The 20190-nt window shown below is 68.4% G+C and carries 19 protein-coding genes; 10 read left to right on the top strand and 9 right to left on the bottom strand.

Translation table 11 applies throughout. The features are described from left to right. Positions 1-272: 272 nt before the first annotated feature. Complete coding sequence (phbB, locus tag M2421_RS04220) at positions 273-1013, bottom strand: acetoacetyl-CoA reductase (RefSeq protein WP_159497296.1); 741 nt, start codon at positions 1011-1013, stop codon at positions 273-275. A 71-nt stretch (positions 1014-1084) separates the two neighbouring features. Further along, positions 1085-1969, bottom strand: coding sequence for a tRNA glutamyl-Q(34) synthetase GluQRS (gluQRS, locus tag M2421_RS04215; protein ID WP_259203469.1), 885 nt, complete (start codon positions 1967-1969; stop codon positions 1085-1087). A gap of 93 nt (positions 1970-2062) precedes the next feature. Here gluQRS and htpX point away from each other — a divergent pair, with 93 nt between their 5' ends. After that, positions 2063-2935: a protease HtpX gene (gene htpX, locus M2421_RS04210; RefSeq protein ID WP_259203468.1), complete on the top strand. Its 873-nt coding sequence runs from the start codon at positions 2063-2065 to the stop codon at positions 2933-2935. A 452-nt stretch (positions 2936-3387) separates the two neighbouring features. Here htpX and M2421_RS04205 read toward each other — a convergent pair whose 3' ends face one another. Continuing rightward, positions 3388-4215: an inositol monophosphatase family protein gene (locus M2421_RS04205; protein ID WP_259203467.1), complete on the bottom strand. Its 828-nt coding sequence runs from the start codon at positions 4213-4215 to the stop codon at positions 3388-3390. 121 nt (positions 4216-4336) lie between these two features. Here M2421_RS04205 and M2421_RS04200 point away from each other — a divergent pair, with 121 nt between their 5' ends. The 3 genes from M2421_RS04200 to M2421_RS04190 all read left to right on the top strand — a co-directional run bounded on the left by M2421_RS04200 (position 4337) and on the right by M2421_RS04190 (position 8216). After that, positions 4337-5107 (top strand): RNA methyltransferase, encoded by a 771-nt coding sequence (locus tag M2421_RS04200; RefSeq protein ID WP_259203466.1) that lies wholly within the window; start codon positions 4337-4339, stop codon positions 5105-5107. A 119-nt stretch (positions 5108-5226) separates the two neighbouring features. After that, positions 5227-6093: a phosphate/phosphite/phosphonate ABC transporter substrate-binding protein gene (locus M2421_RS04195; RefSeq protein ID WP_259203465.1), complete on the top strand. Its 867-nt coding sequence runs from the start codon at positions 5227-5229 to the stop codon at positions 6091-6093. Beyond that, a complete protein-coding gene (locus tag M2421_RS04190; RefSeq protein WP_259203464.1) occupies positions 6090-8216 on the top strand; it encodes an EAL domain-containing protein in 2127 nt (708 codons plus the stop codon). Before M2421_RS04195 ends, M2421_RS04190 begins: the two co-directional genes overlap by 4 nt. 55 nt (positions 8217-8271) lie before the next feature. Here M2421_RS04190 and epmB read toward each other — a convergent pair whose 3' ends face one another. After that, the gene (gene epmB, locus M2421_RS04185; protein ID WP_259203463.1) at positions 8272-9300 is read right to left on the bottom strand and encodes an EF-P beta-lysylation protein EpmB; all 1029 of its coding nucleotides are present in this window, start codon (positions 9298-9300) and stop codon (positions 8272-8274) included. Positions 9301-9400: 100 nt separating this feature from the next. Here epmB and efp point away from each other — a divergent pair, with 100 nt between their 5' ends. The 5 genes from efp (at position 9401) to M2421_RS04160 (ending at position 13885) form a co-directional block, all read left to right on the top strand. Next, the gene (gene efp / locus M2421_RS04180) at positions 9401-9970 is read left to right on the top strand and encodes an elongation factor P (RefSeq protein ID WP_259203462.1); all 570 of its coding nucleotides are present in this window, start codon (positions 9401-9403) and stop codon (positions 9968-9970) included. Between the two features lie 318 nt (positions 9971-10288). Continuing rightward, entirely contained in the window at positions 10289-11632 is a 1344-nt protein-coding gene (locus M2421_RS04175) for a TRZ/ATZ family hydrolase (RefSeq protein WP_259203461.1), read from the top strand. Positions 11633-11648: 16 nt separating this feature from the next. Beyond that, positions 11649-12377, top strand: coding sequence for a bifunctional 2-polyprenyl-6-hydroxyphenol methylase/3-demethylubiquinol 3-O-methyltransferase UbiG (gene ubiG, locus M2421_RS04170; RefSeq protein ID WP_259203460.1), 729 nt, complete (start codon positions 11649-11651; stop codon positions 12375-12377). Continuing rightward, positions 12370-13050 (top strand): phosphoglycolate phosphatase, encoded by a 681-nt coding sequence (locus M2421_RS04165; protein ID WP_259203459.1) that lies wholly within the window; start codon positions 12370-12372, stop codon positions 13048-13050. The genes ubiG and M2421_RS04165 overlap by 8 nt, the downstream gene beginning before the upstream one ends. Positions 13051-13177: 127 nt before the next feature. After that, positions 13178-13885, top strand: coding sequence for a squalene/phytoene synthase family protein (locus tag M2421_RS04160; protein ID WP_259203458.1), 708 nt, complete (start codon positions 13178-13180; stop codon positions 13883-13885). Between the two features lie 241 nt (positions 13886-14126). Here M2421_RS04160 and M2421_RS04155 read toward each other — a convergent pair whose 3' ends face one another. The 3 genes from M2421_RS04155 to yidD are packed head-to-tail and all read right to left on the bottom strand — an operon-like array spanning position 14127 to position 16577. After that, positions 14127-14972 (bottom strand): M23 family metallopeptidase, encoded by an 846-nt coding sequence (locus M2421_RS04155; protein ID WP_259203457.1) that lies wholly within the window; start codon positions 14970-14972, stop codon positions 14127-14129. Continuing rightward, positions 14972-16318, bottom strand: a complete 1347-nt coding sequence (locus tag M2421_RS04150; RefSeq protein ID WP_259203455.1) for a dihydroorotase — start codon at positions 16316-16318, stop codon at positions 14972-14974. The genes M2421_RS04155 and M2421_RS04150 overlap by 1 nt, the downstream gene beginning before the upstream one ends. Position 16319: 1 nt before the next feature. Then, positions 16320-16577, bottom strand: a complete 258-nt coding sequence (gene yidD / locus M2421_RS04145; protein ID WP_121038212.1) for a membrane protein insertion efficiency factor YidD — start codon at positions 16575-16577, stop codon at positions 16320-16322. Positions 16578-16848: 271 nt separating this feature from the next. On the opposite strand from yidD, the gene dksA reads away from it, so the two are divergent. Further along, positions 16849-18108, top strand: a complete 1260-nt coding sequence (dksA, locus tag M2421_RS04140) for an RNA polymerase-binding protein DksA (RefSeq protein WP_259203452.1) — start codon at positions 16849-16851, stop codon at positions 18106-18108. A gap of 356 nt (positions 18109-18464) precedes the next feature. On the opposite strand, the gene M2421_RS04135 is transcribed toward dksA, so the two are convergent. Together M2421_RS04135 and M2421_RS04130 are read right to left on the bottom strand one after the other, a co-directional pair. Continuing rightward, positions 18465-19715, bottom strand: a complete 1251-nt coding sequence (locus M2421_RS04135) for an MFS transporter (RefSeq protein ID WP_259203450.1) — start codon at positions 19713-19715, stop codon at positions 18465-18467. Then, positions 19712-20161 carry a SufE family protein gene (locus M2421_RS04130; protein ID WP_259203449.1) on the bottom strand — a complete coding sequence of 150 codons (450 nt, stop codon included), beginning with the start codon at positions 20159-20161 and terminating at the stop codon, positions 19712-19714. The genes M2421_RS04135 and M2421_RS04130 overlap by 4 nt, the downstream gene beginning before the upstream one ends. Positions 20162-20190: the final 29 nt, after the last annotated feature.

Below are 20190 nucleotides of genomic sequence, written 5' to 3'. Positions count from 1 at the left end.
CCGACCAACGGTCGGCTCTACGTTGCCCTGAAGGCAGCCGACCAACGGTCGGCTCTACGTTGCCCTGAAGGCAGCCGACCAACGGTCGGCTCTACGTTGCCTGGAGGCAGCCGACCAACGGTTGGCTCTACGTTGCCGGAAGGCAGCCGACCAACGGTTGGCTCTACGTTGCCGGAAGGCAGCGGACCAACGGTTGGCTCTGCGTTGCCTGGAGGCAGCCGACCAACGGTCGGCTCTACGTTGGCCGGGAGGCAGCCGACCAACGGTCGGCTCTACCAGCCCATGTGGTGGCCGCCGTTGATGTCCAGGTTCGAGCCGGTGATCCACGAGGCTTCCTCGTTGACCAGGAAGGCAACGGCGTAGGCGATTTCCTCCGGCTTGCCGAGGCGGCCGGTGGGGATGTCGGCGATGATTTTGGCGCGCACTTCGTCGGGCACGGCCATCACCATGTCGGTGGCCACGTAGCCCGGCGAAATCGTATTGACGGTGATCCCGAAGCCGGCGTTCTCGCGGGCCAGGGAGATGGTGAAACCGTGCATGCCGGCCTTGGCGGCGGCGTAGTTGGCCTGGCCGTACTGGCCCTTCAAGCCGTTGATCGAGCTGATCTGGATGACCCGGCCCCAGCCGCGGCGGCGCATGCCTTCGATCACCGGGCGGGTCACGTTGAACACCGAGTTGAGGTTGGTGTTGATGACGTCGTGCCACTGGTCCGCGCGCATGCGATGGAAGGTGGTGTCACGGGTGATGCCGGCGTTGTTGACCAGGATCTCGATCGGGCCCAGTGCCGCTTCCACGGCATGGACCATGGCCTCGGCGGTATCCGGGTCGGCGACGTCGCCGGGAAAGATCGCCACGTCGCAGCCGCGCGCCAGCATCATCTCGCGCCATGCCAGGGCTTTGGCATGGTCACGGTAATTGGTGGCGACCCGATGGCCCTGGTCGGCCAGGCGTTGGCAGATGGCGGTACCGATGCCGCCGGTTCCGCCGGTGACCAGTGCGACGCGAGATGTCATGAGCAGCTACTCCGAAAGGCAGGGCCAACAAGGGGGAAAGCGATTCTGCAACATCGCTGCGGCGATGGGTATCAGGCCGGCGGCATGGCCGGGCCGATGTCGTGGCGGGGCAGGCGCGCCGGGTCGAACCCCGCGCTGGCACGGGCCAGCAGTGCGGCCGGGCTGCCGTCGGCGGGGAGACAGCCCGGGTCCTGGCCGAGCGCGGCCCAGGCCTGGCGCAGGGCGGGCAGGGGATGGGCCGGGTCGAGCGGGTGCGCGGCCTCGGACTTGGACAGCTTGCGGCCGGTGTCATCCAGCAGCAGCGGCAGGTGCAGGTAAGCCGGGGTGGGCAGGCCGAGCGCCCGCTGCAACAGGATCTGGCGCGGAGTGGAGTCCAGCAGGTCGGCGCCGCGCACGACATCGGTGATGCCCTGGGCATGATCGTCCACCACCACCGCGAGTTGGTAGGCCCAGTAGCCGTCGGCCCGGCGCAGCACGAAGTCGCCCACCTCGGCGTACACGTCCTGCTGGATCGCGCCGCGCAGTCCGTCCACGAAGGCGACGGTGCTGCCCGGCGGCACGCGCAGCCGGATGGCCGGTTGCGCCCGCGCGCTGCGTGCCACGCAGTGATGATGGATGCCGCCCGCGTCGGCCAGGTCGCTGCGGCTGCAATGGCAGGCAAAGGCCTTGCCGTCGGCGAGCAGGCGGTCGAGGGCCTGCTGGTAAAGGGCGTCGCGCTGGCGCTGATGGACGATCGGCCCATCGCTGGCCAGGCCCAGGGCGGCCAGGGTGGCCAGTTGCTGGTCAACCGCGCCGGGCACGGTGCGCGGCGGGTCGACGTCCTCGATCCGCACCAGCCACTGCCCCCGGGCATGCCGGGCCAGCAGCCAACTACCCAGGGCCGCCAGCAGGGAGCCGGGGTGCAGGGGACCGGTGGGCGAGGGCGCGAAGCGGCCGCGGTAGGGGGAGATGGACATGAACTATGAATCGTCGGTCAGTTTGCGACTTGAATTCAACATGAAGTCCCCGCAGATTTGCAGTCATCAACCTCCAATGAGCGTTATTTCCCCATGTTCAGTCGTATTGCCCTCTTCCTTCTGACCAACCTTGCCGTGCTGGTCCTGGCGGGCATCGTCATGTCGGTGCTGGGCGTCAACCCGGGCCAGATGAGCGGTCTGCTGGTGATGGCGGCCATCTTCGGCTTTGGCGGTTCCTTCATCTCGCTGCTGCTGTCCAAGTGGATGGCCAAGCGCTCCACCGGTGCGGTGGTGATCACCGAGCCGCGCAATCCGACCGAGCGCTGGCTGCTGGCCACCGTCGAACGCCAGGCGCGCGAAGCGGGTATCGGGATGCCGGAAGTGGCGGTCTACGATGGCCCGGAAATCAATGCCTTCGCCACCGGTGCCAACCGCAACAAGGCCCTGGTGGCAGTGTCCACCGGGCTGCTGCACAACATGAGCGAGGACGAGGCCGAGGCGGTGCTGGGCCACGAGATCGCGCACGTGGCCAACGGCGACATGATCACGATGGCGTTGCTGCAGGGCGTGCTGAATACCTTCGTCATCGTGCTCGCGCGCATCGTCGGCGGGTTCATCGACAGTGCGATCTCGGGCAACCGCGAGGGCGGTGGCCGCGGCTTCGCCTACTACATCATCGTGTTCGTGCTGGAGATGGTGTTCGGCCTGGGCGCGACGGTGATTTCGATGTGGTTCTCGCGTCACCGCGAGTTCCGTGCCGACGCGGGCGGTGCCCACCTGGCCGGCCGCCAGAAGATGATCGCGGCGCTGGAGCGCCTGAAGCTCAACCATGGCCAGAGCACGCTGCCCACCCAGATCGCGGCATTCGGCATCGCCGGCTCGACCGCGAAGAAGCTCTTCATGAGCCACCCGCCGCTGGAAGAACGCATCGCTGCGCTGAAGGCGGCAGGCGCCACCGTCAGCTGATTCCTGCGCCAGCCACGCTGAAATGAAAACGCCCGGCTTCGGCCGGGCGTTTTTTTGGGTTCTTCGTCCAACGCCAGATCCACCGCCATAAGCGTGGGTGTATCTGCGGGCAAGCCAGCAGGTACAGGACAACCGAACCCCATTCGCTGCGTCTCGTCTCGCCTTGCTTGCCTGCAAAAAACCACCAGCCAACTGTCTGGGGCGGGGGTGGGTGAGGTCGCGGGGCCCGTTTTGCGCCATGGATGGCGCAAAAGGAGCTTACATGGACGTACTTGCAGCGTGCCCCGCGGCCTCACCCACCCCCGCCCAGCCCGACCCAGGCGCACATCCGCAGCGGTTGACCTGGCCGTTGACGTTGCACTTGCCCACCACCCACCACCCACCAAGGCCGGCCACCCAAACAACAACGGCGCCCGAAGGCGCCGTCGTCGAGGTGTCGCACAAGCGGTGGATCAGAACTTGGCGTCGAACTCGGCCGCGTAGCCGGTGTTGACCAGCACCTTCTGCAGCACGTCGGTGTTCTTCACGTTGCCCGCCACGATCTGCTGGGTCTCCGGGCCACGGCTGTCCATGCGGGCCGGCGTGGCGCCCTTGAAATCGCAGACCCGACCGCCGGCCTCGCGGACCAGCAGCACGCCGGCGGCGATGTCCCAGGCCTTCACGCCGGCCTCGAAATACGCATCGGCACGACCGCACGCCACGTAGGCCAGGTCCAGGGCTGCCGAACCGGTGCGGCGCACGTCTTCGGCGTGCACCAGCAGCGCGTCGACCGCCTTCAACTGCGCGCTCGTACGCTGACGCTCGCGCGGGGCGAAACCGGTGTGGATCATCGCCCCGGCCATGTCCTTGCGGTCGGCCACGCGGATGCGACGGTCGTTCAGCACCGCGCCTGCACCCCGGCTGGCGGTGAACAGCTCATTGCGGAGCGGATCGAAGATCACCGCGTCGATCGGCTCGCCGTTCTCGACCAGGGCGATCGACACGCAGTAGTGCGGGAAGCCGCGCAGGTAGTTGCTGGTGCCGTCCAGCGGGTCGATCACCCACATGTACCGGTTCACGGCCTGCACGCCGCCTTCCTCGGCCATGATCCCGTACTCGGGATAGGCGCGCTTGAGTTCCTTGATGATGACCTTTTCCGCATCCGCATCGACTTCACTGGCATAGTCCATGCGCCCCTTCTGCACGACGTTCAACGCCTCGAGCTTGTTGATGTTGCGCAACAGGACGTTGCCGGCGAGGCGGGCGGCCTTGACCATGACGGTGACGGCGGGTTTCTGCATGGCGAAAAGCTCCCGGAAAGGCAGAGTAGGGGGTACTGGCGGGGGAAAAGAGCGGTCCCGGCGCAGAGGCCGGTCGCACAGTTTACCATCTGTGGCTTGTCTGCTCGCGTTTGGCCTGTTCATGTCCATTGAAACCGCTCCTTCCCGTATCCGATTCGTCCTCGTCGGCACCCAGCACCCCGGCAACATGGGCGCCGCGGCGCGCGCCATGAAGACCATGGGCCTGGGCCGGCTGGTCCTGGTGGCCCCGGAAAAGCCGCTGGATGAAGAAGCGTTCAGGCGCTCGGCCGGTGCCGAGGACGTGCTCGGCGATGCCCCGGTCGTGGCTACCCTGGCCGAGGCCGTGGCCGATTGCACCCTGGTGCTGGGCTGCACTGCCCGTGCCCGCCGCGTCCAGCTTGAAGAGCTGCTGCCCACCGTGGCCGCCCAGCGCGCCCTGGCCAAGGCCGCCGAGCCGGGCGCCGAAGTGGCGTTCGTGTTTGGCCGCGAGCGCACCGGCCTCACCAATGAAGAACTGCAGCTGTGCCACCTGGCCGTGCATATCCCGTCCCACCCCGATTTCAGCTCGCTCAACCTGGCCGCCGCCGTCCAGGTGCTGGCCTATGAGCTGCGCATGGCCGTGCTCGGTGGCGTCGAAGGCGCCGCCCCGGCCGATCCCGAACACCGCGAACAACCGGCCAGCCACGCCCAGGTCGAGGGCCTGTTCGGCCAGCTTGGCCAGACCCTGGACGAAATCGATTTCCACAAGGGCCGCGCCCCGGATTCGGCGATGCGCAAGCTGCGCCGCCTGTTCCTGCGTACCGAACTGAGCGAACAGGAAGTCCGCCTGCTGCGCGGCATCCTCGCCGATGCACAGCGGATGGCGCGATTGGCCAACAATACGCCCGAATGAGCTGACGCAGTTCTCATTTTTTCGGGTAGGCTGTTCGGATTCCTTGGGGGGGGCGAATGGGAGTGCCGGGTCTGCGATGGCTGTTGCAGGGAGGTCTGCTGTGTCTGGCCATCGCCTTGATGACCGGATCCGCCGCTGCCGGTCCCCACAACGTGCTGGTGCTGGGACGGATCAGCGACAACCCCAAGTCACACTATGCGCAACTGCAGCCCCTGCTCGATTACGTGGTCCCGCGCATGCGCGATGTCGGCATTACCGAAGGTCGCATCCTGATGGCGCCCGACGCCCAGCAGATGGCCAGCTACCTGCGCCGCGGCCGCGTTGACTGGGTCACCGAGACCTCCGGCACCGCCGTGGCGCTGGGCATGCGCAGTGGCGCCCAGCCGCTGCTGCTGACCGAGCGCAGTGGCGTGCGCGACTACCACACCGTGTTCTTCGTGCGCCGCGGCAGCCCGATCGTGTCCCTGGCCGACCTCAAGGGCCACACCCTCGCCTTGCAGAACGTGGCCTCCACCAGTGCCTACCTGGTGCCGGTGATGACGTTGCTGGAGCAGGGCCTGACCCCGGAGATCCTGTTGTCCGCGCGCGATGCGGCCGCCCCCGACACCGTGGGCTATGTGTTCGCGCGCAGCGAGGGCAATATCGCCACGCTGGTCCACAAGGGCGTGGTCGATGCCGGCGCCGTGAGCAGCGTGGACTGGACCGACGGCCATCGGATCCCGGCCAGCTACCTGCGCGACTTCCGCGTGATCCACCGCACCGAGCCGTTCCCGCGGGCAGTGGAAGTGGTGCGCGCCGATCTCGATGCGAAGGTGCGCGAGCGCCTGCAGCAGGTGTTGCTGGAGGCCGCCGGCGATCCGCAGGCGCAGGATGCGTTGCAGACGTTTTTTGGTACGTCCGGGTTCCATCGGGTGGATGCGCAGATGCAGCACCGGTTGGATCAACTGAAACTAGGGCTGGCTCGCGTGCGGATGGAAGTGGAATGAGGCTGTTGGGTTCGGGAATGCAGGCACGCTTCGTGCTGGCGATGAGCGGCGCGATGCTGGTGGTGATCGCGATCGTGGCGGTGGTGCTCGGTCGCCAGGCGGCCATGCAGGATGAGGTCAAGCACCTCAGCGGCAACGTCATCCACGATCTGTTCGACCGCAGCGTGCGCAGTCGCGGCGAAGCCCTGGCGCGCGAGCTGTCCGACGCGCTGGCCAACCCGCTGTATTACAACGACCTGGAACAGGTCGGCGCCCTGGTCCGCAATACCTCGCGGCAGCAGGTGGTGCGCTACGTGCTGGTCTTCGACGAGGACGGCAAGCTGGTCCACGACGGCTCCACCGAGGTGATCGACTTCGGCCGGCCGATGAGCGATCCGCTGGCCGCCGGGGCGGTCGCGGCGCGCGCGCTGGTGGTCCAGGAGTCGCCCAAGGTACTCGACAACGCGATGCCGATCATGATCGGCAACCAGCGTATCGGCGGGGTCCGGGTAGGCATGGCGCTGGATGACGTGCAGGCCATGGAGCACCGCGCCAACCAGACCCTCGGCGACCGCCTGCAGCAGGTCGGCAAGCGCCACCTGGGCTGGCTGCTGCTGATGCTCGGCCTGCTGCTGGGCATCGGCGTGGGCGTGATCATCTACGTGCAGCGCACCCTGGTCACCCCGATCCGCTTGCTGGCCGCGGCCGCCCGCCAGATCGAGGCGGGCGACTACCGGCCACAGCTGCAGCAGAGCAAGCGCCAGGATGAGGTGGGCGAACTGGTGCGCGCGTTCGGCCGGATGAGCGAGTCGATCGCCCGCCACGACCGCGAAGTGCGGCGCATGGCCTACACCGATGCGCTGACCGGGCTGACCAACCGGCTGGCGTTCCGCGAGGCGCTGGACCATCGGCTGATGGCTGCGCGCGCCTCCAACCACCGTCTGGCGTTGCTGTTTGCCGACATGGACGATTTCAAGCGGGTCAACGACACCCTCGGCCACGAGGCCGGCGACGAGGCGTTGCTGCAGTTCGCCCAGCGCATCAGCACCGCCGTGGCCCAGGCCGGCGGCGACGACGCCCTGCTGGCCCGCTTCGGCGGCGATGAATTCGTGATCCTGCTGGGCGAGGGCGACGTGGCCGCCAGCGCGCGCCAGCTGGCCGAGATCCTGGTGCGCGAGCTGGGCAAGCCGCTGTTCGTGCAGGGCCGGGAGCTGTTCCTGGGCACCTCGATCGGCGTGACCTTGTTCCCCGACGACGCCGCCGATGCGACCACGCTGCTCAAGAACGGCGACATCGCGATGTACCAGGCCAAGATGGCCGGCAAGAACTGCTACCGCTACTACAGCCGGGCCATGGACCATGCGGTCGAGCGCCGCGTGCACATGGAACAGGAGCTGCGTGGGGCGTGGGAGCGCGGTGAGCTGCGCCTGGTCTACCAGCCGATCTTCCGCACCCGCGACCGGCGCATGGTCGGGGTGGAGGTGCTGCTGCGCTGGCAGCACCCGACCCTGGGCACGATCCCGCCGTCGGTGTTCATTGAAGTGGCCGAGCAGAGCGGCCTGATCGAAGTGATCGGCCCCAAGGTGCTGCGCGCGGCCTGCATGGAGGCGGTGCAGTGGCCGCATGGCGTGGACGGCGAAGGCCTGTTCGTGTCGGTCAACGTCTCCCCGCGCCAGTTGCGTGGCGGCGAACTGCCCAGCCTGGTCGCCGACTGCCTGCGCGATACCGGCCTGCCGGCCTCGCGGCTGCACCTGGAGCTGACCGAGACAGCGGTGATCGGCGATGAAATGCTCGCCGCGGCCCTGCTCGACAAGCTGCACCGCACCGGGGTGAAGGTGTGGCTGGATGACTTCGGGACCGGCTTCTCGGGCCTGAGCCACCTGCGCCAGGTGCCGGTGGACGGGGTCAAGATCGACAAGAGTTTCGTGGCCGACATGCAGCGCGACCCGGACGACCTGGCCCTCACCACCGCGATCATCGCCATGGCCCACGCCCTGGGCATCACCGTGGTGGCCGAGGGCATCGAGCAGGAAGTGCAGTTCGACCTGCTGGCCCAGCGCGGCTGCGACCTGGCCCAGGGCTACTGGCTGAGCCACCCGATCAGCGCCACCGACGTGGTGCAGATGATCGAATCCGGCATCTAGGGGGCAGATCCACGCCCTGCGTGGATGCCGCCCCCTGCATCACCACCGGGCGCGCTCAGACCGGGCGCTTGCTGCTGTCCCCGGCAATTTCGCGCACCAGCTTCGGCACCAGGTAACCGGACAGCCGCGCGGTCAGCTGCGCGTGCAGGTCCTTGGCGGTGTCATCGCTGACCTCGAAATGGGCCACGCCTTCGACCCGGTCCACCTGGTACAGGTAGTAGGGCAGCACGCCGGCGGCGAAACTGCGCTCGCTCAACGCCTGCAGGGCCTCCAGGGAATCGTTGACCCCGCGCAACAGCACCGCCTGGTTGAGCAGGGTGGCGCCGGCGCCGCGCAGGCGGCCCATCGCCGCGTCGACGTCGGCATCGAACTCGTTGGCGTGGTTGGCGTGGATCACGAAGGCCAATGGCCACGGCAGGCTGGCCATCCACTGCACCAGGTCCTCGTCCACGCGTTCGGGCAGCACCACCGGCAGCCGGCTGTGGATGCGCAGGCGGCGCAGGTGCGGGATCTGCCGCAGGGCGTCGGTCAGCTCGACCAGCTTGTGGGTCGCCAGCGACAGCGGGTCGCCGCCGGACAGGATCACCTCGTCGATGTCCGGGTCCTGGGCGATCGCCTCGACCGCGTCGCGCCAGCCTTCGCGGGCCGCGTTCTCGGTGCCGTAGTCGAAGTGCCGGCGGAAGCAGTAGCGGCAGTTGATCGCGCAGCTGCCGGTGGTCACCAGCAGGGCGCGGCCGCGGTATTTCTGGATCACCCCGGTGGCCTTCCTGGCCAGCCCGTCGCCGACCGCATCCAGGCTGAAGCCGGGCACCACCTGCATTTCATCGCTGACCGGCAGCACCTGGCGCAGCAACGGGTCGTGGCGGTCGCCATGGCGCATGCGGGCAATGAAACCCTGTGGCACCCGCAACGCGAACTGGCTGGCGGCCTCGGCCGACAGGGGCAGGGCATCCGGGTCCAGGCCGAGCTGTTCCAGCAGCGCGCGCGGGTCGCGGACCGCCTGGCGCCACAGCTGTTGCCAGCGCACGGGGGTGGGCAGGGGCGTGGCGGAAAGCTGCATGGAATGGGGGCCTGCGGTTATCATGTCGGTCAGAAAAACTAGTCACCCCACCGGTGCCGGTGGGTTTTCCATTCTATCCGGCTCGCCGCGCCTGCGCGGCGTTTGCCCATTCAGGAGTTTCAGCATGGCCACTGTTGGCATGAACGACGTCAAGAACGGGATGAAGATCCTGGTCAACAATGAACCGGCGGTCATCACCGAGACCGAGTACGTCAAGCCGGGCAAGGGCCAGGCCTTCACCCGCATGAAGTACCGCTTCATCAAGTCCGGCCGCGTGGTCGAAATGACCATGAAGGCCACCGATGACGTGGAGAAGGCCGACGTCGTCGACACCAACATGGACTTCATGTACAGCGACGGTGAGTACTGGCACTTCATGGACCCGGAAACCTTCGAGCAGGTCCAGGCCACCAAGGCCGGCATGGGCGGCGCGGAGAAGTGGCTTAAGGGTGAGGAAGTCTGCATCGTCACGCTGTGGAACGGCGAGCCGATCTTCGTCCAGCCGCCGAACTTCGTCGAACTGAAAATCACCGAAACCGACCCGGGCGTCCGTGGCGACACCTCCGGCGGCGGCGGCAAGCCGGCCACCCTGGAAACCGGCGCCGTGGTCCGCGTGCCGCTGTTCGTCAACCAGGATGAAATCATCAAGGTCGATACCCGTTCGGGCGAATACTCCGCACGCGCAGGCAAGTAATCCGGCGAAGCCGGATGAGGGTAGAGCCGACCGTTGGTCGGCTGCACCACCCGGTCGAACCGACCGTTGGTCGGCCATGCCACCCCGTAGAGCCGACCGTTGGTCGGCTGCGCCACCCGGTAGAACCGCCCCTTGGTCGGGGACGCCACCCCGTAGAGCCGACCGTTGGTCGGCTGCCCCACCCGGTAGAACCGCCCATTGGTCGGCGACGGCACCCGTGCAGCCGACCAACGGTCGGCTCTACGTCCAGAGCGTTCCGTTCCAGAGCGTCCCGGTCGCCCACGCCTTCGGGGCGTCCGCCCAGCACAGTGAGCCCGCATGACCGACACCGCACGCATCCCCGAAACCTGTGACCTGCTGATCGAAGCCGGTTACGTGGTCCCGATCGAACCGCATGCGGTGGTGCTGGAAGACCATGCCGTGGCCGTGCGAGGCAGCGAGATCATCGCGATCCTGCCGCGTGCCGAAGCGCGTGCGCGGTTCGCCCCGGTCCGCACCGTGTCGCGTCCGGACGCGGCGCTGATGCCGGGCCTGGTCAACGCGCACACCCACAACCCGATGACCCTGTTGCGCGGCGTCGCCGATGACCTGCCCTTGATGGTGTGGTTGCAGCAGCACATCTGGCCGGTGGAAGCGGCGGTGATCGGGCCGGAGTTCGTGGCCGATGGCACCACGCTGGCGATCGCCGAGATGCTGCGCGGCGGTACCACCTGCGCCAACGAGAACTACTTCTTCTCCGACGTCCAGGCCGCCGTCTACAAGCAGCATGGCTTCCGCGCGCTGGTCGGTGCGGTGATCATCGATTTTCCCACTGCCTGGGCCAAGACCGACGACGAGTACTTCGCCAAGGCGGGTGAACTGCACGACCAGTGGCGCAACGATCCGCTTATCGGCACCTCGTTCGCCCCGCACGCACCGTACACGGTCAACGACGCCAATTTCGAACGCGTGCGCATGCTGTCCGACCAGTTGGACATGCAGGTCCACCTGCACACGCATGAGACCGCGCAGGAAATCAGCGACTCGCTCAAGCTGCACGGCCAGCGCCCGCTGGCGCGGCTGGATCGCCTCGGCCTGGTCAACGACCGCCTGATCGCGGTGCACATGACCCAGCTGACCGAGGCGGAAATCCACCTGTGCGCCGAGCGTGGCGTCAGCGTGGTGCATTGCCCCGAATCCAACCTCAAGCTGGCCTCCGGCTTCTGCCCGGCCTGCGCCCTGCAGCGCGCCGGGGTGAACCTGGCCATCGGCACCGACGGCTGCGCCAGCAACAACGACCTGGACATGTTCAGCGAGAACCGCACCGCGGCGATCCTGGCCAAGGCCGTGGCCAACGATGCCACCGCGCTGGATGCGGCCACCACGCTGCGTGCAGCCACCCTGGGCGGCGCCCGCGCGCTGGGCTTCGGCGACCGCATCGGCTCGATCGAGGTCGGCAAGCAGGCCGACCTGGTCTGCGTGGACCTGTCCGCGCTGGAGACCCAGCCGCTGCACCATGTGCTGTCGCAGCTGGTGTATGCCGCCGGTCGTCACCAGGTCAGCGATGTCTGGATCGCCGGGCAGCCCAAGCTGGTCCAGCGCGAGCTGGTCGGCATGGACACCGCCGCGATCGTCGCCAACGCCCGCCAGTGGCGCGAGCGCATCCGCCACATCCGTGCTTGATGCACCAAGGACCCCCATGACTACCCCACACGCTTCCACTAATTTCGATCAGGCCGAACTGGACAAGTTCGCCGCGCTCGCCAATCGCTGGTGGGACAGTGACGGCCCGCAGAAGCCGCTGCATGCCCTCAACCCGGTGCGCCTGCAGTACGTGGCCAGGCGCGTGGCGCTGCGCGGCGCGCGCGCGCTCGACATCGGCTGCGGTGGCGGCCTGCTCAGCGAGGCACTGGCGCGCGAAGGCGCCGAGGTCACCGCGATCGACCTGGCGCCCGAGCTGCTCAAGGTGGCGCGCCTGCACAGCCTGGAGTCGGGGGTGACGGTGGACTACCGCCTGCAGGCCGCCGAGGACCTGGCCGCCGAACAGCCCGGCAGCTTCGACGTGGTCACCTGCATGGAGATGCTCGAGCACGTACCCGACCCGGGCGCGATCATCGCCGCCTGCCACCGCCTGCTCAAGCCCGGCGGGCAGCTGTTCCTGTCCACCGTCAACCGTACCCCGGCCGCCTTCGCCGTGGCGATCGTCGGTGCCGAGTACGTGGCGCGGCTGCTGCCCAAGGGCACGCACCACTACCAGGATTTCATCAAGCCGGCCGAGCTGGGCAAGTGGCTGCGCGAGGCCGATTTCAACCTGCGCGATGTCAGCGGCATGGCCTACGAGCCGTGGCGCAACCGCGCACGCTTGAGCAGCCGCACCGACATCAACTACCTGGCCCATGCGGTCAAGCCGGACGCTGCGGGTGTCTGAGTCCGGTTTCCCGCAGGCGGTGTTGTTCGACCTCGATGGCACGCTGCTGGACAGCGCGCCGGACATGCTGGCCACCGCCAATGCGATGCTGGCCGCGCGCGGGCGTGCCCCGATCAGCCTGGACGCACTGCGCCCGGTGGTCTCCAAAGGCTCTCGGGCGATGGTCTCGGTGGCGTTCCCGGCGTTGGGGCAGGTCGAGCGCGACGCGCTGGTGCCCGAGTTCCTGGACCGCTACGAGGCCCTGATCGGCCAGCACGCGGTGGTGTTCGACGGCGTCGCCGGCATGCTCGATGCGCTGGATGCGGCTGGCTGCGCGTGGGGCATCGTCACCAACAAGCCCGAATACCTGGCCCGCCTGATCGTGCCCCAGCTGGGCTGGGAAGCGCGCTGCAAGGTGCTGATTGGCGGCGATACGCTGGCCCAGCGCAAACCGCACCCGCTGCCGTTGCTGGTCGCCGCCGAGCGCATGCGGATCGACCCGGCCACCTGCATCTATGTGGGCGACGACGAGCGCGATATCGTGGCCGCCAATGCCGCCGGCATGGCCTCGGTGGCCGCGCTGTGGGGCTACCGGCTGGAGGCCGACGACCCGTTGGCGTGGGGCGCGGAGAGCATGATCGCGCACCCCGCGCAGCTGCAGCGCGGCGACGCCTGGCCGCTGGCGCGCGCCTGACCGCCCGCCAGGCATCGGCGGTTGGCCGATGCGCAGCGCAACCCAGGCATGCACCGGTGATCGGCCCGTGCGTATCCCCGGTAGCCGCCGAGCCTGGCTCGGCCAATTTCTTCCAAGGATTTTCCCCGTGACAACTTCCAGCGCCCTCGACAGTTTCCTGGACAAGTGGCGGACCCGCTGGCCGGAATGGTCGGTGGCCGAGCCGTTCGTTCCCGAGGCCCAGCGCAGCCTGGCCGTGGCGTGGTTTGCGCTGCTGCAGGAGTTCGACGACATCCTCAATACCAACGGCGATCCAACCCCTTCCGACGCCAAGCTGGCCTGGTGGGGCGAAGAACTGCGCAGCTGGGCCGGGCAGCGCTCGCGGCATCCGCTGGGGCGTTTGCTGGAGCCGGTGCGCGCGCCATGGGCGGAACTGGCGCAGGCGCTGCCGGACCTGGTCGAGGCCCGCGCCGCGTCTGTGGCACCGGCCCAGGCGCTGCACGCGCTGCAGGCCTATGCGGGCGCGGTGGCGGCGGTGGAGGCGGTGATGTTCGAGGCGCCGGCGCGCGGCGATGTGACCACCCCCGTGCTGGTGCAGACGCTGGCCCAGCGACTCCAGGAGGCCGGTGTCGCCGCCGTGCCGCGCGCGCTGCTGGACGCCGGTAGCGAGACGGCCGCGCAGCGCTGGGCGCAGCACTTGCTGGCGCGGTGGCCGGCGCGCGTCGCCGGCCCGCGCGTGCGCCGCATGTACGCGTCGCTGGCGAGAACGCGGCTGCAGGCGCGTGCGCAGGGCAGCGAGCCCAAGGTCACGCCGCTGCGGACGCTGCTGCGCACGTGGTGGGCCGGTCGGGGCTGATCGCGGCGCGACCCGTCTATAGGGCCGGCACTGGACGGCATTGGCCGCCCGTACACCGCGGCACTGAGCGCCCCGGCGGCGCGGCACAGTGAGGCGCTGGCGCCCCATGTGCCTCGTCATCTGAGGGCGCGGACCGCCAGGGTCGGTTCCCGAACGACTGCCGACCGTGTCGATCGGCGCGGGGATGCACCCTCCCGGCAGCGCTGCACCGGCCGCGCCCAGCATTGCAGGCATGCCGCCATCACTTGCCGCGTTCAAGCACCAGCAGCGGATCGATGCGGGTATCGAACCAGTTCATGCCCCAGTGCAGGTGCGGCCCAGTGGCACGGCCGGTGGCGCCGACCGCGGCGATCACCTGACCCTGCTCGACACGGTCACCCACCTTCACGTCGATCCGCGACAGGTGCAGGAAATTGGAGCTGATGCCGTAACCGTGGTCCAGCAGCAGCGTGCCGCCGGTGAGGTACAGGTCCGGGCCGGCGAAGGTGACCACGCCGGCGGCCGGAGCCTTCACGGGGGTGTCGGTGGGCACCGCGATGTCCATGCCGGAGTGGCCGGCGCCGGGCTGGCCGTTGTACACGCGGGCATTGCCGAAGCGCCCGCTGATGCGCCCCTGCACCGGCCAGATGAAGGCCTGCGCGAAATCCGGCCGGTCATCGTCGCGCGCACGCGCGGCGGTCACCTGGGCCTGTTCGCGCTTGATCCGTTCGGCGATCGCCGGGGGCGGGTTGACGGTTTTCGGCGGCACCCCGTTGACCCGTTCGGTCGGCCAGTCGCGCGGGGTGACCGCGATGGTCACGGTGTCGCTGCCGCCGTCCGGGCGCCGCACCTGCACCTGCAACGGGCCCTTCTCGTCACGGCCGATGCCGAACACCACGCTGCCATAGCCGCTCACCCGCAGCGTGCGGCCGGCGTACTGCACCGTGCTGCCGGCGGGAACCTTGCCGATGACCATTGCGCCCTGCGAGGCACTGGCCGGAAACACCACCCGGCTGTCGGCCTGGGCGAGGGCGGGCGAGGGTGGCAGCGCGGCCACGCCCGTGGCACCCGCCGCGAGCAGGCCCAGGCCAAGCAACGTCGCCCGCATCAGCGGTCGAAGCTCAGGCGCTGCCCGTTCGGCGCGCCGACCAGCTGCTCGCCGTCCCAGGCCAGCTCGCCATTGATCCAGGTCGAGGCGATCCGCGAGCGGAAGGTCATGCCTTCGAACGGCGACCAGCCGCACTTGGACAGCACGTCCTCGCGCTTGACCGTGAACGGCACGTCCTCCACCAGCACCAGGTCGGCGAAGTAGCCTTCGCGCAGGTAGCCACGCTGGCTCACGTCGAACAGCTGCGCCGGCGCGTGGGCGAACTTCTGCACCACCTGGGTGATCTCCAGCTTGCCTTCGTGTACCAGTTCCAGCGCGGCGACCAGCGCGTACTGCACCAGCGGCAGGCCGGACGGCGCCTGCGGGTAGGGCTTCTGCTTCTCTTCCCAGGTGTGCGGGGCGTGGTCGGTGGCCAGCACGTCGATCACGTCCTCGGCCACCGCGCGGGTGAGCGCTTCGCGGTCGCTGGCTTCCTTGATCGCCGGGTTGCACTTGATCAGGTTGCCCAGCCGCGCGTAATCGCTGCGGTCGAAGCGCAGGAAGTGGATGCAGGTTTCAGCGGTGATCTGCTTGCGGCTGCCGTCGGCGCGGATCAGCGGGCCGCGCTCGAACAGCGTGAGTTCGTCGGCCGTGGAGATGTGCAGCACGTGCAGGCGGGTGCCGTGCTTTTTCGCCAGCGACACGGCCAGCTCAGAGGACTTCAGGCAGGCCTCGCGCGAGCGGATGTCCGGGTGCTGTTCGGCACTGAGCGCATCGCCGTACTTCTCGGCGTACTCCCTGGCCTTGGCATCGATCATCGGGGTGTCTTCGCAATGCGTGATGATCGGGGTAGGCGCGTCGCGGAAGATCGCGTCCAGGGTGTCCGGGTCGTCGACCAGCATGTTGCCGGTCGAAGCGCCCATGAACACCTTGATGCCCGGCGCGGTCTTGGGGTCCAGCGACTGGATGTGGGCCAGGTTGTCGTTGCTGGCGCCCATGTAGAAGCCGTAATTGGCGCGCGCACGGCCGGCCGCGGCGTCGTACTTGGCCTGCAGGATCTCGGCATTCAAGGTGGGCGGGTTGGTGTTGGGCATGTCCATGAAGCTGGTCAGCCCGCCGGCCACGGCCGCGGCCGATTCGGTGGCGATGTCGCCCTTGTGGGTCAGGCCGGGTTCGCGGAAGTGGACCTGGTCGTCGATCATGCCCGGCAGCAGCCAGCGGCCGGCGGCGTCGACGACGGTTTCGCCCGGACGGGCCTCCAGGCCGGCGCCGATCTGGGCGATGCGCCCGTTCTCGATGCGCAGGTCGCCCTGGGTGATGGCGCCTTCGTTGACCAGGCGGGCGTTGACGATGAGCGTGGAGGACATTTCAGTGTTTTCCTGTGCAGCGGCAGGTGGCGTCATGCGCGGCGCGCGGCGGCACCTCGTCGATGCCACCGGGGTGGAAGGGATGGCAGCGGCCCAGCCGGCGCGCAGCCAGCCAGCTGCCGCGCGCGGGCCCATGCGTGGCGATGGCTTGCATGGCGTATTCAGAACAGCTGGGCATGAAGCGGCAGCGCGGCCCCAGCAACGGGCTGATGAAGCGCTTGTAGAAGCGCAGCAGGGCGATGAGCAGGCGGGAGATCACCTGCCAATCTTAGAGCAGTTGGCATGAAGGCCGCATTTGTCGCAGGATGGGCCGTTGGCCCCCTCCGCGTCCACGCGCGTGGCGGGCCGCCCCGGCTGTTGGCCGGGTCAGGTACCGAACTGCGCAAGACGGTCCGCCCCCGCGGTGGATTGGCTGCACGCCTTGCGACTCCGGGGCTGAACGGAGTAGGCGGTGTGGTTGCTGCTGCTGGTCGGGTAGGCTATAAAGGCCCGCTTTCCCGGGCCCCGGGGAATCCAAGGAAGAGCGTTTCGTGGCTGCTAAAAAAACTGCAAAGAAGGCCGTCAAGGCCGCCAAGAAAACCGCCAAGCCTGTTGCTAAGAAGTTGGCGGCCAAGTCCGTTGCCAAGAAACCGGCCTCCAAGCCGGCTGGCAAGCCTGCATCCAAACAACCGGCGGCCAGGACGGCACCCGTGAAAAAACCGGTCGCCAAGACCCCGGCCAAGACGGTGAAGAAAGCCGTCGCCAAGAAGCCGGTCGTCGCCAAGGCGCCGGCAAAGAAAGCTGCACCGGCCAAGAAGGTCGTGGCCAAGAAGGCCGTGGCCAAGAAGGCAGCGGTGGCCAAGCCGTCCAAGCCGGTCGCCAAGGCGCCGGTGAAGAAGGCCGCACCGGCGACCGTGGCAAAGAAATCCGTGAAGCCGGCCGCTGCCAAGCCGGCTTCCAAGCCTGCACCTGTGAAGAAGGTGGCGGCCAAGCAGCCGCCGGCCAAGCCGGTGAAGGCAGCCAAGACCGCCAGCAAGCCCGTGGCAACCAAGCCGGCCGCAACGCCGGTGGCAGCACCCGTAGTGAAGTCCGCACCGAAGCCGGCATCGCCGGCGCCGGCCAAGTCTGTCCCGGCCAAGAGTGCGGCCACGCCTGTTACCCCTCCGGCCTCCGCGCCGGCGCCGGTAACGGCCGCCCCCGCCTCCAAGGCCCCGCAAAACAAGAATCCCGTGCCCGTTTCGAAATCGCCTGCAAAAACCCCCGCCAAGTCCGAGTCCGCCCCCAAGCCTGTTTCGCGTCCGGTCGGCAAGGTCGCCGTTGCCGTCGCCGCGCGTTCGGCCGCCCCGGCCCCGCGCACCAAGGTGAAGGTGGTGGAATACAAGACTGACGAAGCCACCGGTCGTCCGATCCTGCCCGACGGCTACAAGCCGAGCGCGGAAGAGGAGTACATGAGCCCGCTGCAGCTGGAGTATTTCCGCCAGCGCCTGCAGCACTGGCGCAATGATCTGGTGGAGGAATCCAAGCAGACCATCGCGAACCTGCAGGAAGAAGTGCGCGACATCGGCGATGAAGCCGAACGCGCCACCCGCGAGACCGAAAACTCGCTGGAACTGCGGACCCGCGACCGTTACCGCAAGCTGATCGGCAAGATCAACAGCACGCTGAAGCGTCTGGAAGATGGTGACTACGGTTACTGCGTCGATACGGGCGAGGAAATCGGCCTGGATCGCCTGGAAGCCCGCCTCACCGCCGAACGCACCATCGACGCCCAGGAGCGTTGGGAGCACCTGCAGAAGCAGCAGGGCGACTGATCGCTGGTCGTGGTGGAGTGCATGGAAAAACCCGGCTTCGGCCGGGTTTTTTTTGCATGTTGGTCGCGATTGGCGCGTGGATGGGGCAAGGCATCCACGCATGGCGTGGATCTACGGGTGGGTGGATGCTGTGCGGGGCGCGGGGCGGGAAGGCATCCACGCATGGCGTGGATCTACGGGTGGGTGGATGCTGTGCGGGGCGCGGCGCGGGAAGGCATCCACGCATGGCGTGGATCTACGGGTGGGTGGATGCTGTGCGGGGCACGGCGCGGGAAGGCATCCACGCATGGCGTGGATCTACGGGTGGGGGGATGCTGTGCGGGGCGCGCGGAAAAGCATCCACGCATGGCGTGGATCTACAGGTCGCCGAGGTTTAGGCGGCGCAGGGTGGGGTTCTTCCAGGCGGTGATGCCGGCCACGCTCAGCACCGCGCAACCGCCCAGCACCACCGCCGGGATCAGGCCGAGCAGCCGGGCCATCGTGCCGGCGTAGAACGCGCCCAGTTCGTTGGAGGAGCTGATGAAGATGCCGTTGATCGAGGAGACCCGGCCGCGCATCGCTTCCGGCGTGGCCAACTGCAGGATCGTCGAGCGGATCACCACCGAGACCCCGTCGAAGGCGCCGTAGAACAGCAGGATCACCGCCGACAGCCAGAAACTGTGCGACAGCCCGAAGCCGATCACGCACAGCCCGAACCCGGCCACCGCAAACAGCAGCACCCGGCCGGCGTTGCGCTGCAGTGGTCGGCGCGCCAGCCACAGCCCCACGCACACCGAGCCCAGCGCCGGTGCCGCACGCAGGATGCCCAGGCCTTCCGGGCCGTGGTGCAGGATCTCGTGCAGGAACGCCGGCAGCATCGCGACCACGCCACCCAGCAGTACCGAGAACATGTCCAGCGCCATCGCCCCGACCATGATCCGGTTGCCCAGCACGAAGCGGCCGCCCTCGGCGATGCTCTTGAAGATGGGGGCCGCCGGTCCGGTGTGCACCGGCTCGGACACGCGCAGTACGCCCAGGCAGCCCACGGCCAGCAGCGCCACCGACGCGGCCACGCCGTACGCCACGCCCGTGCCGCCCCAGGCCACCAGCACGCCACCCAACGCCGGCCCGGCCACCATGCCGGTCTGGAACATCACCGCGCCGAGCCCGGCGCCGCGCGCGTATTGCGGGCGTTCGAGCACGCGCGCAAACAGCGCGTTGTAGATCGGCGAGAGGAACGCGCGGACCATGCCGGTCATCGCGATCGCCGCATAGATCGGCCATACCCCGTGGAAAGGCAGCCAGCCCTTGGCCACCGCGGTCAGCACCACCGCCGTGAGCACCAGCCCGCTGGCGGCGACCATGCCCAGCCTGCGCCGCGGCAGGTGGTCCACCAGGTAACCGGCGAACGGGGCCACGCAGAAGAACGGCAGCACCTCGGCCAGGCCCACCAGGCCCAGCGAGAACGGATTGCGGGTGACCTCGTAGATGTGCCAGCCCACCGTCACCGCGACGATCTGGTAGGACAGCATCGCGCAGATGCGGTAGGCCAGCAGCAGCGAGAAGCCGGGGCGGGCCAGCAGGGCCAGCGCGCCATCGGCACGGTCGGCGGGGGCGTCGGTACTCACGAGGCGGCGTGCTGCGACTGCGCCGTCTCGCGGATGAAGGCGAGCATGGCGGCCACGCCATTGCTGCGGGTCGGCGACAGGTGGCGCGACAGGCCGATGTCCTGGATGTAGGTCGGTTCGGTGGCCAGGATGTCGGCGGCCGAGCGGCCCGAGTACACCCGCAGCGCCAGGTAGATCAACCCGGAGACGATCGCCGAGTCGCTGATGGCGTGGAAGCGCAGCTGCTGAGCGTTGCCTTCGGGCACGATCCAGACCATCGACTGGCAGCCGAGCAGGCGGTGCTGCTCGGTCTTCCACTCGTCCGGGAAGGTGGGCAGCTTGCGGCCCAGATCGATCAGGTACTGGTAGCGCTCGGACCAGTCGCCGAAGAAGGCGAACTCCTCGGCGATGGCGGCCTGGGCCTCGGCGGCGGTGGCTTCAAGCGGGAACGGGGATGCGGTGGTCATGGGGGGGCTCCAGGCCGGTGCGCGCCTTC

Origin of the sequence: Stenotrophomonas sp. BIGb0135, assembly GCF_024810105.1 — a bacterium.
Taxonomy (GTDB): domain Bacteria; phylum Pseudomonadota; class Gammaproteobacteria; order Xanthomonadales; family Xanthomonadaceae; genus Stenotrophomonas; species Stenotrophomonas maltophilia_AB.
The sequence above is the reverse complement of the archived record's forward strand: the minus strand, read 5'-3'. Positions and strand labels throughout refer to the sequence as shown.